A 15,447-nucleotide genomic window follows, 5' to 3' on the forward strand; every position below is an offset into this window, starting at 1 on the left:
GAAGGCATATGGCACCAATTACAGCGATAAAACAAGACAATGCACTGGCAACAATACGCTCCATGACCGGAGCCAAGAAAGACGGAATTCCCTTTCTGCTTTTCCCTGTTCGGGTAGAGACCCGATTTATGCAGGTAGCCCGCAGTGTACATACTGGAGGAGTACAAATCTCAACAACCCTCAAAGCTGTAGCAGAAGCACAAAAGGGATATCTGACCCCCACTAAAACATTATCCTTTGCCAAAGCCGAACAAATTGCGACACAGGGCATTGCTGAACTTGCAAGATTACGTACAGGTCAACTAAAGAACATCAAGACAATAACGCCTATGGAACGGTCTTGGATCCGCAATGAGGTGAGCGATCTACTATCCAAAGGAGAAAGATTCTATAAAGCACTCGCCTCTAAAAGATTCAATGCAAGCCAGCTCAAACAATTGAATTTGTTGAATAAGAAGTTCCAGAGTGATCTTAGAAGACTTAATACTGCGGTAATTAGTCTAGAGGCAACCCCTGACATTACCAATATAGAAGCTTCAGGTTTAATAGAAGAAATGCGGCTTTTAGAAAGACGCGCCAGAACGCTTGCAGGGAATGACTTGCCCAACACCTCGCGAGGTAAGAAAAAGAAACTTGTTGCTTTTGTCGAGAGCGCACTAAAAGCATTTGCGAATTTCTACGGTAGAGATCTCGACTACTACAACACGATTACCGCCATGGAATCTACGCAATTAAAACGTATTGAAGAACTTCATAAAAGTATGATGCGGGGCATACAAAGAGCGCCGGCAAATCTTCTCAGGGTTCACAGTGATCCGAAATGGAAAGAATACGTTGAACAATTCAAAAAGAGCAGGGTAAACCCCATGAAAATTCCCTTTGCGCATTTTGAAAATCACGTTTTGGGTAAATTTCGGGAGTTGGGCAAATTAAAAACCGTCACTGGGACTAAGCTCTTTTATGACAGTTTGAGAACATGGAAGGCCTTACAAGAATTCAACCTCTTAAAAACGGATAGTTTCGGTACGGTCAAAAAACAAAAAACAAAGATTTTAGAGTACCTAAAAAAAAATGCCTTAGAGGGGCAACATGTAATAAAAGCAGATGATAAAGAGGCTATACAACTTGAAAGACTATGGGTAGATATCGATAAAGAGGTAGTTGCCTTTACCAAAAAATTAGATCGCTTTAATGTAGCAAATCCGAGTCAGCGTTTTAGCCTTAAATCGGGGGTTGAAATTGTAAAGGACATTTCAAGGGATAAGCTGAAAACCTTTCGTAACATTTCGGGTGGGGCTTTCAAAAGTGTAACCCCAGAGGCTTTGGCAACAAGTGCGGCCAACTTTACCAAGACTGCAGGTAAGCTTGATACTATAAATTCCCAGCTCAAAAAAATAAAATCAGGGACCGGACGGGTAACAGAAAAACAGAAACAAGTTCTCCTTCAAGATATAAGAACGGTTTCGCTGACACTTAAAAATGCCGAAAGCAACAATTTGGTCCTTCCTGAAGACAAGCGCAAAGAACTTGATAAGAAGGCGAACCAAATGGCCAAGCAACTTAAGAGTGTCAAAACCGTAGAAACCAAAGAAGGTACTTTTGATGCTCGTACTTTGGGCACCCGTCTCACCGGGTTACTCGCTGAAAGGGAAATTACCACGACTACGGGAGCTGAAAGTCTGGATGGAAATTTCAAGGCGGATGGCGTGTTCATAGCGAACAAGAAGCTGATGAATGAATTGTGGGTGCGCATCTATCCCGATGATATTGCTATCCATACCCATGAAGAAGCATTGACCCAACTCGAAATAACCACGGGTAAAGACTACTGGAAAGAGATTTGGATCGCTAGCGGAGACCGCGAAATGGAACTAGGTGCTTGGAGAGTGTTATGCGAATTTCATGGTAGCGAACGTGCTGCCTATATCGCCAAATTGTTAGACCCCTCAAACGTAAGCGTCGCAAACAAGAAAAAATTTGATACAAAGCCGGATCAAGGGCTTATTGATTGTCAAATACACCTCTCAGATGCCGTGGAGGATATGCGAAAGATCAGTACCCGCGATACCATAGCAAAAATAAAAGTAAAACTTCAGGGAAATAGCATTCTTAAGAGTCTTAAAGATGCGAATAAAGCGATTAAAGACGAAGATGTCGCCCATGAATATGCTTATAACAAGATGGTGAACGAAATCCGTCGTGTTCAAGGGCGTTTTACGATTATCGTTAATACAATTAACAAAAGTCCAGGTGCCACATCAAATGAAGTACAGGCCATTATGAACCCCATGTTCACTGAGTTTAATTTACTTCAAGAAAGGGCAGTTGCCTTGAAAGTACTTCCAGGGCTTGAATTTTCGATGACCACGGCACTGACGTTTACCTTCCCAAATGTCCCACAAAAAAGTGACGATTGGACTCAGGCCCCACATAGTAAAGTGATGCCCGACCGCTTTGTGGTTATTCTCAAAAATGGCCATACCTACCACCACATAAAAGTTGGCAAACCCCTTCCGTCTTCAGGAATCAAGGTCGGACTCAATCCAGATAAATTCGACTTAGACGACGTGTACTCGTACACCAGCAATGGTGATTTAAACGTTGACCCAGACATCAAATGGTTAACAGACTACGCTTCGGCCGAAACGGTAGGAATGGGAATCACCGTGACCCTATCGGCATCTGAATTTGCAAATGGGTTTGATCAAGTTTTCGTACTGGGGGTAAATGAAGGTACCGCGACACAGAGCAAAGAAGAACTGGAAACACTTTTAAACAACCACCATTTTACCCCTGGAGGCATGGAATTATTGCCCTTGGGCACTCCAACCAACAATACAGAAGGAAGCAAGGCAGCCTATAGCAGTACGGTGACTGATTTTGATACCACCTACGATTTAGAAATGGGTGATAATAATTTTAAGGAAAGTGTTCCTAGCAGTGAGATTCCCGCCGATGGAAAACTCTTATGTGAAGCCTTGGGTATATCTTATGATATCTTACAACATATAAAAGGTAGCGGCAAAGAAGAAATGGAGCTGCCCAAGTTAATGAACAGGGCTTTATTTCCTGCAACTATGGGCTACTATATGGATGAGATGATGGATAACCTCTTAAAAGAAGAGGATACCGAAAACACCCGTAATTTCATGATCAATCACGTGTCCGCTCGCGGACACCTTCCTTCCATTCGTGTAGATAGCCAGCCTTACGGTATTTTATTGACCACTGCCTTTACAAAGTTCGAACACCAAACAGGAAATAGCTACAAAGAAAAGCTTCAACAAGTTTTAAAGGTCTTTCATACAGAATGGAGCAAAATACGTGAAAAGTATGTGGCGCACGCGTACAATTCGGGAGAAAATCCTCAAGATCATTTTATGGAAATTTTAGGGTTGCAACCCGCATCGATGGAATATTACACCCGATTTGCCGCCAACACCTTTTTAACGTTTCCTACGGATGAGTTTCCATCCCAAGTAACTGCAAGTACGGCGAGTCTAATGGAGATTCTCGGACATTTGATTCCATCTGAAACCATTGTTACTGATGAAGTAACAGAACAGCATGCTTACTGGGAGAAACGCCTCAAACTTGACCTTTCAAAAAACTTCAGTGCTGTTTCCTTTGCAGAAAATTCGAAATACAACGGTGTACAGGTTCAAGAGGGGGAGCTAAGTACTACAGAGCCCCTTGAAGGTGGTAATCAAAATTACATCAACTGGTTGCTCGAGCATAACTTGTTCGACATTCTTGCTGATAACGATGTGGAACAATTCCCTTCGAAATCGCTCTTGTTCCTAATGCTACGACAGTCCGTACTTTGGACCTACGCCCAAGCTTCGCTTGAGATTCTAAGACGTGAGCACTTCATAAGCTTTTTCGATAAATTCAGAATTGGCGGTACCGGTTTCATGGAAATTCCCACCTCGGAACATAATCCGGACGGGTTGGATAAGAGGATTACCAAATGGAGTTTTCTGTTCCGTAGTTTGAACAGACTCGATGGTGGGGAAGAGCACTTTACCAATGGTGGTTTTAAAATCGACGATAGTAGATTTTTATATAACCATATCGTAAAAGGTTCAAGCAATGGAAATAATGAAGCCTGGACGATGGCAAAATATCTGGATCCCATCGACAAGTCGCTGTTCAACAGCTTCTTGGGAAATAGTAGGCACACCACCGCACTATCTCCTGCCGCACAGTTGAGAACTGCTATGGGCAAGATTGCACAACTGCCATCGGCATCACTTGATCAATTATTCGCAGAACATTTAGATCTCTGCAGTTATCGCCTAGATTCTTGGTTGGTGGGCTTGGCACACGAGCGCTTGCGCAAACAACGTAGTACAACCAAACAAGGAATACACTTGGGTTGTTGGGGCTATCTTGAAGACCTACGCCCTGGTGGGGCCCGTACACCGGTAGACCCTGATGAGGTACCTGACAGCTTGAAAAACGGAAGCACACCTATTTATACCGATGCCGATAATCAAGGGCATATACACACGCCCTCTATAAACCATGCGATCACAGCAGCGATCCTGAGAGCAGGATATAAGTCTAATGAGGACACGACCGAAGATATCGAAAATCAAATGGCGGTAAACCTTTCTTCCGCCAGGGTGCGTATGGCACTACAACTCATTGAGGGTGTAAAAAATGGTCAGGAAATTGCCGCGGTATTAGGGTATCAATTAGAGCGAGGTCTACATGAACGCTATAAAGATGCCGAGATGGATCGCTTCATTTATCCGTTGCGACGTAAATTCCCCTTACGACCCGATATTCAGGTGGTGGGCACTGACGATAACTATAACCCCAACGTAATTCATGGTAATGATCTGCTTGACTTGATCGATGATCACCTAGAAAATTTAAGTTTCCCACCAAATCAAAGTTTATTCGAAGTCCTATATAATGGAGGAACTTTTAGTCGCACCCCTCAGGTGCTTAAAAATATCATTACCAATAATGGTGGTGGCAATCCTGAATTAAAAATATTGCTCCAAGAAATCGATCGCATTGCAGATGCCTTTGATGCCTTGGGAGATCTTGCACTCTCTGAAAGTGTGTACCAGATTGCGCAAGGCAATCACGTTCGTGCAGGTGCAATGTTAGAGGCCTTAGCCGAAGGTAAGAACATGCCCGAACCGCAAATCGTGACTACGCCTAGAACAGGCACCGTAGTGACCCAACGCGTGGTATGGGCACTAGAAACAGTTGTCGCTCCAGTAGCCCCTAACGCGGCGGCATCAAAACCTGCAGGTTGGTCTTCCAAACTTACGCCAAGAGCCTTAGCAGAACCTTCTTTGAATAAAATGCTGGGTAAACTTCTTGGGCCAGCTACGAATATTCGTTGTTTGGTGCGTTTCAATCGCAATGATGCAATAGAAACTATAGAGGTGAACATGGCAGAGCTCGGATTGCATCCTATGGATCTGATGGCGGGATTAGAAACCGGTCGTGATGGTAACAACGATTTCAATAAACGTATTGCATTTTTGGTGCGGGCCAAAGCAAGTCCGAAACTAACGGTCGATATTCCCTTGAACATTTCTATAAAAGATAGAGATGCGGCTTGGGGAGATGAAATTCGAACACTATACGCATTGATGCCTATGATCAGTCAACTTCAAAAAATACTAGGAGATGTACGCCCGGCACATGCCGATGATTTAAGAATACCCCTAGAAGATGTAGTACCCCTTTCCGTTATGCGTCATCAAGATGTCGCCGAACTTGATTTTCGTAGAAAAGAGGCGGAGGGCCTTTTCTTTGGTGTACGAGATGATATTGATGCTTTCTTTGCATCCCAAATTAATAGTGAAGAGCTTGATACAGCGACTTTCAATACAACTCAAATCAACGAAATGCGGGCTATGTTGTTTTCACTTAATGATTTGGGAATTCCTGATACTGTTCCAGATGCGGTTATTGAAGTGACGGATGAAATAGGTCGTGATCTTGCAAGACAGTTAATAGTTGCCCGTGCCACCATAACCAAAAAGGAAACTGCTATCAAGAAATTGAACGACACCTATACTTTAGAAAAAAACGAAGATAACAAGTGCGGACATTTAATAGGAATATTACGTAAGATTTTTGGTCGTTCGTTCACTGTAGTGCCGCTCTTTAAGCTTCAAAACCGTACCGAGGTCAAGAATATTCTAGAACTTCCGGAAGCAGTTGGTCTTTTGCGACACAATCCGCTTGCTATGGAAGACTGGTTGCAAAGTATCGGCCATATTCGAGAAAAACTATATGCCCTTGAAATGGTAGGAATGCTGAGTGAAGTTTGGGAGCATGAATTTCCACAAGTACAACCTGTACAGCTACCCTACCGTACTGCTTCTACCGACTTGCCTGCAGATTACTGGCTTGGCGCGGAATACCCCGAAACCTATAGCCCCGATGATGACAAGCTATCACTGGTACTTTTAAATGGTGGCGCATTGGTCGATAATACGAAATCTAAAGCTGTACTAATATTGGATGAGTGGTTGGAAATCATTCCTAATAAAGAGGAAACCACTGGGCTCACCTTCAATTACGATCAGCCCGATGCAGCTCCTCCTCAAAGTCTATTGCTCGCGGTAACTCCGAAAGTCACGGGCAGTTGGAATTGGGACGATCTTGTGCATACCCTTGAAGACACAATTGAATTAGCTAAAAATCGAGCTGTTGAGCCAGATCATATCGAAAAGAGTGTCTTTGCTAGGGTGTTGCCCGCAATAAGCAGTGAGTTGCTTGCTCCCAACGAAGAGCTCCCCCTAGAACCCAAAACACAAGTTCCCTTAGATTATTTGACATTAAATAAGGAAGAAACACCGTAGTCATGGCTAACGAGAGAAAATATTTGAGTTTTAAAACCTGCGACCCGCTCAGGACATACAATACCTTAGAGCCCCGTCCGAGGCAGGTTGACTTTGAACGTTCACTGCAAGCAGAAATCTACGACCCGTTGTGGATGCTAACACGACAATGGCAGTTCGGTGAATTGAAAGGGGAAGATACGGGTTCGGCAATTTTTGCCAAGGTATGTTTGGAAACTACCAATCTTACAAAATTCAAAGTAGGTAATGAGGCGCCAAAAGTCTTTGATAATTCACACTTATTAGAAGATATTGTAGAAAGCGAACTACCCAGTATGGATTATAAAACCCGCTTACAAAGTGGTCAACAATTCATTCGGATGCTTGTACGGGCCGGAATATCAAATGTCAACACCATAAAGGCAACTCTAAAGACGCAGTACCCTATTGAAGTACCCGATGCAGTTGATATGGAAAACGATTCGAATGCCCTTATCATTGAAAAAGCGAGAATTGAGGCGAATAAAGAGCTGCATAGATTTTTGCATGCAGTGGGTGGCAAGGCGATGGATGGGGTGCTTTTTTATGAAGACCTGCAATCTCAGAATCCGTTCAAACTACCCCCTACTTTGAATTTGACCTTACCGGCAAGTCAAAGAACACCAGTTAAAAACGTTGCTATTGCATATATGGCTTGGTTTGAAAAATCATATGGTTTGCCAGCACAGAAAAAACAATCGGCTTGGGTCGATGAACAATTAGAGTATCAGTTTGCCTGCGCCCTTCCGAATAAAGATGGTGACAACACCGTACTCACTGCTACGGAATATTATAATGGAAACTTAGATTGGTATTCTTTTGACGTTTCCGCCGAGCCCAAAAAAGATGCTCGGCTAAAGACTTTGGCAAAGCGCGAGCAAACCATATCTGAAAATACCATTACCGAAAAAACACTGACGGTGATTCCTACAGAAGCAAGATTTGGTGGTATGCCGAATGCCAGATGGTGGGAATTTGAAGATGGAAATGTAGATTTAGGAAACGTAAATGCTGATACGACCGATATAGCAAAAATTATCCTGACCCAGTTTGCATTGGTATTCAGCAATGATTGGTTTGTTGTACCCTATACTGTACCCGTGGGAAGCATGTCAAGCGTAAAGGGAATCGTAGTGACCGATGTTTTTGGGCAAAAAACTTTTGTAGAAGCTGCCAATCAAGGCGAAACCGATGATTGGATGTCTTGGGGCATGTACAATTTGAGCACAGAACAGAAAGATAAAGCTGCACCTTTACCAAGCGACACCCGATTGTTCTTCCCTCCTGTTGTTACTAAAATACAAGAGAGCGATCCCATTTCTTCAGTTAACCTGTTACGAGATGAAATGGCAAATACCGTTTGGGGAGTTGAAGATGCGGTACCTAGTTTACTGGGTTCAGGTCGAGATGGTCATGCCGCAGCCATAGAGTTGGTTGAACTACTGAATTCCTATGCTCCTCCAGTTACTGCCGTTGAACCTGATGAAAGTGCGTTGTTGAGCTATCAATTGGGCAACACCGTTCCGGAAAATTGGATTCCTTTTGTTCCTAGACATATTCCCGACCAGAATAGGGCCATCACATTACAACGTGCTTCGATGCCTCGCCTGTTCAATGGAGAATTCAGTGCAGTGCGGCCTCAAACCGATATTATGAGATTCGGAATCAAAAGAGCCAAGAGTAAAGAATTGTGGCCCTTTGTAAATTCGGATGGAGACAAACAACCTACTTCCTATTTCGTAAATGAAGAGGAAGTGCCAAGGGCAGGAGCTATCGTAACTTCAAGATTTCAGCGAGCACGATGGTATAATGGAGCTGTTCATAGCTGGTATGGAAGACGAAAAATAGTAGGTCGTGGAGAAGGTTCAAGTGGACTTCAGTATGATACGGTAGAACCTGTTAAAAAATAGCTTAATATATTAAAAAACAGATTATTAATCGTATCTTGATACAAGAATTGGAATAACGCTATTGCCTCTTTAACAAATGGATTCTATTTAGGTGGAATGGCGATAAAATTATAAAAAAATTATGTGTACTTGTCTAGCTTAAAAGCGGTGAAATTTGAATTCATGAAGTGTCACGCCTCGAAAAAGTAGTTGGTTTTCTTCTTTAGTTATAGAGTAAAGTGCGTTTCAGGCTCAACCTAGTTGTCTTGATTGTGCTATCTGTTATGAAGTGTCTTTCTTACCTAAGGGGTTTTTTTATGCTTTATTGATATGAATACGGTAAGTTGGAAAAAATTTGAGCAACTAGAAACCTTAGTGGACATAAGGCTTGCACACGAATATGCGAAGTCGCATGTTCCACGCGCTATTTCACTCCCCTTTCCCATTAATCTAAAAAAATTGAAAAAGGACTACGGCACTTCTTGCCATCGGCTGGCTGTTGACCAATTACAACTGTACGTTACGGATTATAAAGATTACATGGAGTCATTAAAATCCCATGGTTCCTCTTTAGGGTTATATGGCCAAGGGAGGTTGCGAAGTTATCTACTGTCAAAAATCATAGCGTATCCGGTTGCGACTATTCAGCTACAATGTGGCATGGGAAATCGGAAAGCACTTTCGGGAAGTCTAAGAAATGTACAATTTTTGGAAGGAGGTTTCAACAGCTACTTGGATAACTTCTATGCTAGGTTTGAAACCCATCTCCGATTCATCAAGATTTGTGGTCTTACCGGAAGTGGAAAAACACATATTTTACGGGAGATTCGCAACCAAGGAGGGCAGGTTGTTGATCTAGAGCAACTTGCAAAGCATTCTGGAAGCACCTTTGGCGGAATCGCTAAAGAAAAGCAACCGTATCAATGGAAGTTTGAGCAAGAACTGCTACTATCCTTAGAAGCTTTCAATGCTAATCGACCTGTTTTTATAGAAGAAAAGGGTACTGGTATCGGATCATTACATATTCCATTACAACTTTCCTGTAAAACAGATAAAGCACAAAGAATTTTTCTGGAAGTTCCCACGCCTCAAAGAATCAATAATCTTGTTAAAACTTATGGAGGGTTACCAAAAAAAGATTTGGAAAAGGCGATAACCAATATCATTCCCCGGCTAGGTAAAAGTAGAGGTGAAAGGGCTATCGCAGCTTTAAAACTCGGAAACCTCCAGGCGTGCGCTGCCGAACTATTGGATTACTACGATCGAACTTCGGTCTATTCGCAACAGAGTGGACAAATCATTAAGTTTACCAACATGGCTGAGACCGCTCAAGCTATACTACATACTTTTGAGAAATTTCCTATTGTGGTTTAAGCTAAAAGCAAAAAAAGCCCCAAACCAAAGTTTTGTTTGGGGCTTTAAAACTGTAAGATTTTTTTATGTAGGCACTTTCATATATTGTTCAACTCTCAAATTGAGGAGTTCGATTTATTTTACGATTGTTTTTTTTTGAAGGTGACCTGGGCAAAATCCATGCTGCCGTTCCTTGAGACACTTTGGTCGGTACTTCTGGTTTGGCCGATTCTAAAAAAGGCACGGCATCGTTGTTCCCGCCCTAGGGAAAACTGGCGTTGATGTTCATGTAGCACGCCACCACCCTTGAAATCGGTAGGCGCATCTACAGCACCTCACTCTAAAAAGTGGCCTGAACCAAAAAGTCAAAGAAATCCTAGGGATACCTGGCCCCAAGAAGTACCCAAATCGGAACTCGGGGCTAAAAAACACTTAAATCGTAAAGGCTGAACATAGAAAATGTCAATGAACAGATGAATTTCTTTAACGATTGAATTTTAACGCATCAGTACTATTTTTAACTTCATCAATCAGTTCAAAATCAACTATTTTAAGACCCTTGGGCAACTAAAGCTAAGTTGTAGACATTAAGGAAATTTTTTAGGGAAATTTATCAGCGGGTCAAATTTCAGATCAAGTATTTTTAATTTGAAATGATTTACTCATAATAATTTCAGTATCCTCCTTCAAAAAAGTAAGCACTCTGTCTTGCCGCGGTCACTACACGAAACCACGTCTTTAAGACGTGGTTTTTTTATTTATATAAGTTATTATATCCTTTCTTTTAAATAGTAAATTATCCAATTTTTTTTAATTCATGGAAGAACTTCCACTATAATAGACCTGGTCTTTTTATAGGAAAATGAGTATCAGGTCTACGGATAATATCGTGTTCTGGTCTTTGAAATTACTTTTTCGCGGCTGTTCCATTTTTTGTTTGCACGATAGGGTTTTGATTGATTTTCATTAAGTTTACGTAAAGTATTTTCCATAAATGAAAAGTAACCTGAGACTATTTTTCACCACCTTTATTATGTTCTGCTTCTTATTTTCCTGTAAAGAGGGAAGTAATGAAGATCGGATACGTATCGGCTTTTCCCAGGCAATGGCTAAAGATGATTGGCGACGTTCAATGAACAATTCAATGCAGCTACAGGCATCTTTAAATCCGAATATTATGTTAACTATTCGAGATGCCAATTATGAGGTGCAAAAGCAAATCGATCAGATTGATGCATTTATAGCCGATAGTGTCGATATATTGATTATCTCGCCCATTCAATCAAAGCCCATTACACCCGTGGTTCGAAAAGCGCTGGATGCGGGTATTCCGGTATTGGTTGTGGATCGAAAAACAGAGAATGAAAATTATACTGCTTATTTGGGGGCTGATAATATCGAGGTGGGGAGAAATGCTGCTAAAGAAATTATTGCCTCAAATACCCAAGAGCGTTTAAGAATAGTTGAGATACAGGGAATGCTGGGATCCTCTCCGGCAGAAGAACGGACTATTGGATTTAATCAGGTAATAGGGCAGTACAAAAATGTTTCTATCGTTGAACGTATTGAAGGGGATTGGGAGAAAGAGTCCATCTTGGAAAAGTTCAGAACATTTTTAAAAAATGGGGGTCGCACTGATTATGTTTTTGCCCACAATGATAGAATGGCAGCTGGAGCATGGGAAGTGGCTCGTGAACTTGGACTCGAAAACACAATAGCTTTTGTCGGTGTAGATGGTCTCAACGGTCTTGATGGGGGTATTCAAATGGTTGAAGACGGTATTTTGAAAGCAACTGTATTGTATCCTACGGGAGGCGATGAGGCAATAAAATTTGCTTTGCGAATTTTAAATAATGAACCGGTATCGAAGAACAATATCCTATCTACAACGGTCATTAATGAAGTGAACGCCGATATAATGAAAAATCAATTCGATAAAATCAACGAACAACGCATTGAAATTGAGGCACAGTTAGCGGCTATTCGAGAACAACAAGAATTGTACTATTCACAAAGCAACCTCCTTAAAGTTACTATGGCACTTTTGGCGATTATCTTAAGTCTTGCCATTTATAGCGTGTATTCCATTTTTGCGATTCAGAAAAAGAATAGACAACTAGAATTGACAAATAAAAAAATTACAGTACAGCGCAACCAGATTGAAAAGATAGCCGTCGAAGTCAAAGAGAGCAACGAAGCAAAACTTAATTTCTTTACAGGACTTTCCCACGAATTCAAAACCCCACTTACACTAATTATGAGCTCTGTGGAGTCGATGGGAGATAATACCCGAGAAAGCGGGTCCAAAATGATGAACGAGATCGAACTGATTCACAATAACAGCAACCGTTTACTTCGATTGATCAATAATTTGCTCGATTTTAGAAGGGTGGAAGATAAGAATTTTAATATTCGCGCTTCGAAAACAAATATGTACAGCTTTTCAAAAAATATTTATAACGATTTCGCAAGAGAGGCAAAAAAAAGAAATATTGATTTTAAGGTACATGCCAACAACGAGCAGTTAGAATTATTTATTGACCGAAACTTAATGGATAAGGTGTATTTCAACCTTTTGTCCAATGCATTTAAATTCACTCCTGATAATGGTAAAATTGAAATATATATTGCTGATAATTTGGAAGGAAATGGTGCCGAAATACAAATTAAGGATAATGGAATAGGTATTCCCGCCAAAGAAATCGACAGCGTTTTTGAACCCTTTTTTAAGGGATCGAACAATAGAAAGAACAGTTCAGGAATAGGTCTGCATTTGAGCAAGCAGTTTGTAGAGTTGCACTTGGGAGAAATAAAGGTATCGTCATTTAAGGGAACGGAATTTACCATAAAACTGTTTAAAGGTAAAACCCATTTCAATGAAGATCAAGTTATTGATGAACCTGAATTGGTTGACGCCCAATTGATTGATTTGTCCTCCGAAATAGTTCTTGAAAAGCCTTTCTTTATTGAAAAAACAAATTCCGATGCCGATAGATTTTCAATCTTAATAATTGAAGACAATAAAGATTTATCGTTCTTTCTAAGAAGTAAGCTACAATCAGAATATGAAATTCTATTGTCAGACGGTACAGATGCTATGGAATGTGCTTTTGATGCAATTCCGGATCTTATTCTTTGTGATGTCAACCTGCCAGATAAAAGCGGATTTGAAATCTGTGAACTGTTAAAGAAAGATTTACGAACTTCCCACATTCCCGTGGTTATTCTAACCGCTTTGGAGAACAAGGAATCTTATTTAAAGGGGCTGCAATCCGGAGCCGATTTGTATTTGACCAAACCTTTTAGTTTTTCCATATTGAATCAGTCGCTTAAATCATTACTGTACAATAGGGAAAAGTTACGGTTCTATTATACAAACAACATTTATAAAATTGAGCAGACCGATGCTTTCGGAAATCTAGAACAGCAGTTTGTTAATAAACTGAACGAACTAGTCAAAGAGAATTTGAACAATGATGATTTTTCAGTAGAAAATCTTGCTGAAAACCTGAACATTTCACGTGTACAGCTCTACCGTAAAGTAAAGGCAATAATGGGTATTAGTGTGAGTGACTATATAAGCAACTTTCGATTGGAGAAAGCTAAGGCAATGCTTGAAAATACATCGTTGAGTATTTCGGAGATAGCATACGCCAACGGTTTTTCTTCACCTAACTATTTCTCCACTTCCTTTAAAAACAGGTTTGGTACTTCTCCCGTCACTTATAGGAAAAGCATATAAGCCAAATTTTTCTTTCCGTTTTCTATTTTACTTTCTACACATGTATCAATTTTAAACTTCATGTAACCTCAGTGTAACCACAAGGCAATCTAATTGTTAAATAAATATCATAAATCACTGAAAAACAGTTAAATGAGTTTTATTTAAGATTTCTTAACAAAACCATAAGAGATTGCAACATCAGTAAAATTAGCTATTGATTTATAAGAATACTTTAGCTGTGTTATCCAATAATTGAGGATTATGAAAAAAATATGGGTTTGGTCTATTACGGCGGCGTTAGCGGGTTTTCTTTTCGGTTTTGATACCGTAGTCATATCGGGAGCTGATAAAAAACTACAGTTATTATGGAATTCATCTGACGTATTTCATGGCACTATAGTAATGGCGATGGCCTTGTGGGGTACAGTAGTCGGTGCACTACTTGGCGGTATACCGACCAATAGAATTGGCCGAAAAAAAACCTTAATATGGATTGGTGTATTGTATACTGTTTCTGCCCTAGGTTCCGCAATGGCAAATGACCCGATTACCTTTGCAGTTTTTAGATTTATTGGGGGGCTTGGTGTTGGGGCATCAACTATTGCCGCCCCTGCTTACATATCTGAAATAGCACCTGCCAAAGACAGGGGTAAATTGGTAGGCCTATACCAATTCAATATAGTCTTCGGAATCTTGCTAGCTTTTTTCTCAAATTATCTATTGAATGGTATCGGAGAGAATGCCTGGCGGTGGATGGTTGGGGTCGAGGCCATTCCTGCAGCCATTTATACCATATTCGCCCTTACCATTCCTAAAAGTCCAAGATGGTTGCTTACCAAGCTCAGAAATGATGAGGCCAAAACTGTGCTTGGCCTAATCAACCCTGATCAAGATGTCGAAAAATTGATGTTGGAAATGAAGACTGAAAATGAAAACACGGTTTCGGGCGAGAATATTTTTATAAAGAAGTATCGGTTCCCTTTACTACTGGCTTTTTTAATCGCTTTTTTTAACCAACTCTCGGGCATAAATGCATTTCTTTACTACGCCCCGCGCATTTTGGAAGAAGCAGGTCTAGGCGAGAGCACTGCATTACTCAGCAGTATCGGTATTGGCGCGACCAACATGGCCTTTACACTTTTAGGTATTTATCTGATAGATCGATTAGGTCGAAAGCAACTGATGTATATAGGTTCGGTGGGCTATATCGTTTCTCTTTCCTTGGTGGCTTGCGCTTTTTTCTTTGGATGGGAAGGTATGGCGGTGCCAATTTTCCTGTTCCTTTTTATAGCATCACATGCTGTGGGGCAAGGTACGGTCATTTGGGTATTCATATCCGAGATTTTTCCGAACCACTTAAGGGGTTCTGGGCAGTCGTTCGGGAGTTCCGTTCACTGGATCTTGGCCGCAATCGTTCCTTCATTAATACCCATATTGTTTACGACCATTGGTCCTGGTGTAGTATTCTCTTTTTTCACCTTTATGATGGTGCTGCAGTTATTGTTCGTCTTTTTCATCATGCCAGAGACCAAAGGAATATCCTTGGAGCAACTGAGTAAAATGTTGACTAAAAGGAAAGATTTGAACAGTAAGATTATCGATGTCAAGAAATAAATTACTAGAA

General features: G+C 41.0%; 5 protein-coding genes. All 5 read left to right on the forward strand.

Features of this window, described 5'->3' with window-relative positions; translation table 11 throughout:
• The first annotated feature begins 8 nt into the window (after positions 1 to 8).
• The 5 genes from AACZ88_RS15345 to AACZ88_RS15365 all read left to right on the forward strand — a co-directional run bounded on the left by AACZ88_RS15345 (position 9) and on the right by AACZ88_RS15365 (position 15,437).
• Entirely contained in the window at positions 9 to 6,839 is a 6,831-nt protein-coding gene (locus AACZ88_RS15345; RefSeq protein WP_339711916.1) for a hypothetical protein, read from the forward strand.
• A 2-nt stretch (positions 6,840 to 6,841) separates the two neighbouring features.
• Entirely contained in the window at positions 6,842 to 8,767 is a 1,926-nt protein-coding gene (locus AACZ88_RS15350) for a hypothetical protein (protein ID WP_339711918.1), read from the forward strand.
• Between the two features lie 309 nt (positions 8,768 to 9,076).
• The gene (locus AACZ88_RS15355; protein WP_339711920.1) at positions 9,077 to 10,120 is read left to right on the forward strand and encodes a rhodanese-like domain-containing protein; all 1,044 of its coding nucleotides are present in this window, start codon (positions 9,077 to 9,079) and stop codon (positions 10,118 to 10,120) included.
• Between the two features lie 973 nt (positions 10,121 to 11,093).
• A complete protein-coding gene (locus AACZ88_RS15360) occupies positions 11,094 to 13,841 on the forward strand; it encodes a substrate-binding domain-containing protein (RefSeq protein ID WP_339711922.1) in 2,748 nt (915 codons plus the stop codon).
• A 243-nt stretch (positions 13,842 to 14,084) separates the two neighbouring features.
• The gene (locus AACZ88_RS15365) at positions 14,085 to 15,437 is read left to right on the forward strand and encodes a sugar porter family MFS transporter (RefSeq protein WP_339711924.1); all 1,353 of its coding nucleotides are present in this window, start codon (positions 14,085 to 14,087) and stop codon (positions 15,435 to 15,437) included.
• Positions 15,438 to 15,447 lie beyond the last annotated feature (10 nt).

The sequence above is a fragment of the uncultured Kriegella sp. genome, assembly GCF_963975415.1.
Classification (GTDB): Bacteria; Bacteroidota; Bacteroidia; order Flavobacteriales; family Flavobacteriaceae; genus Kriegella.

Excerpts from the sequence above, each read along its gene's own strand:
- AACZ88_RS15350 (WP_339711918.1), top strand. The coding sequence starts at position 6,842 with ATGGCTAACGAGAGAAAATATTTGAGTTTTAAAACCTGCGACCCGCTC.
- AACZ88_RS15360 (WP_339711922.1), top strand. The coding sequence starts at position 11,094 with ATGAAAAGTAACCTGAGACTATTTTTCACCACCTTTATTATGTTCTGC.
- AACZ88_RS15355 (WP_339711920.1), top strand. The coding sequence starts at position 9,077 with ATGAATACGGTAAGTTGGAAAAAATTTGAGCAACTAGAAACCTTAGTG.
- AACZ88_RS15365 (WP_339711924.1), top strand. The coding sequence starts at position 14,085 with ATGAAAAAAATATGGGTTTGGTCTATTACGGCGGCGTTAGCGGGTTTT.
- AACZ88_RS15345 (WP_339711916.1), top strand. The coding sequence starts at position 9 with ATGGCACCAATTACAGCGATAAAACAAGACAATGCACTGGCAACAATA.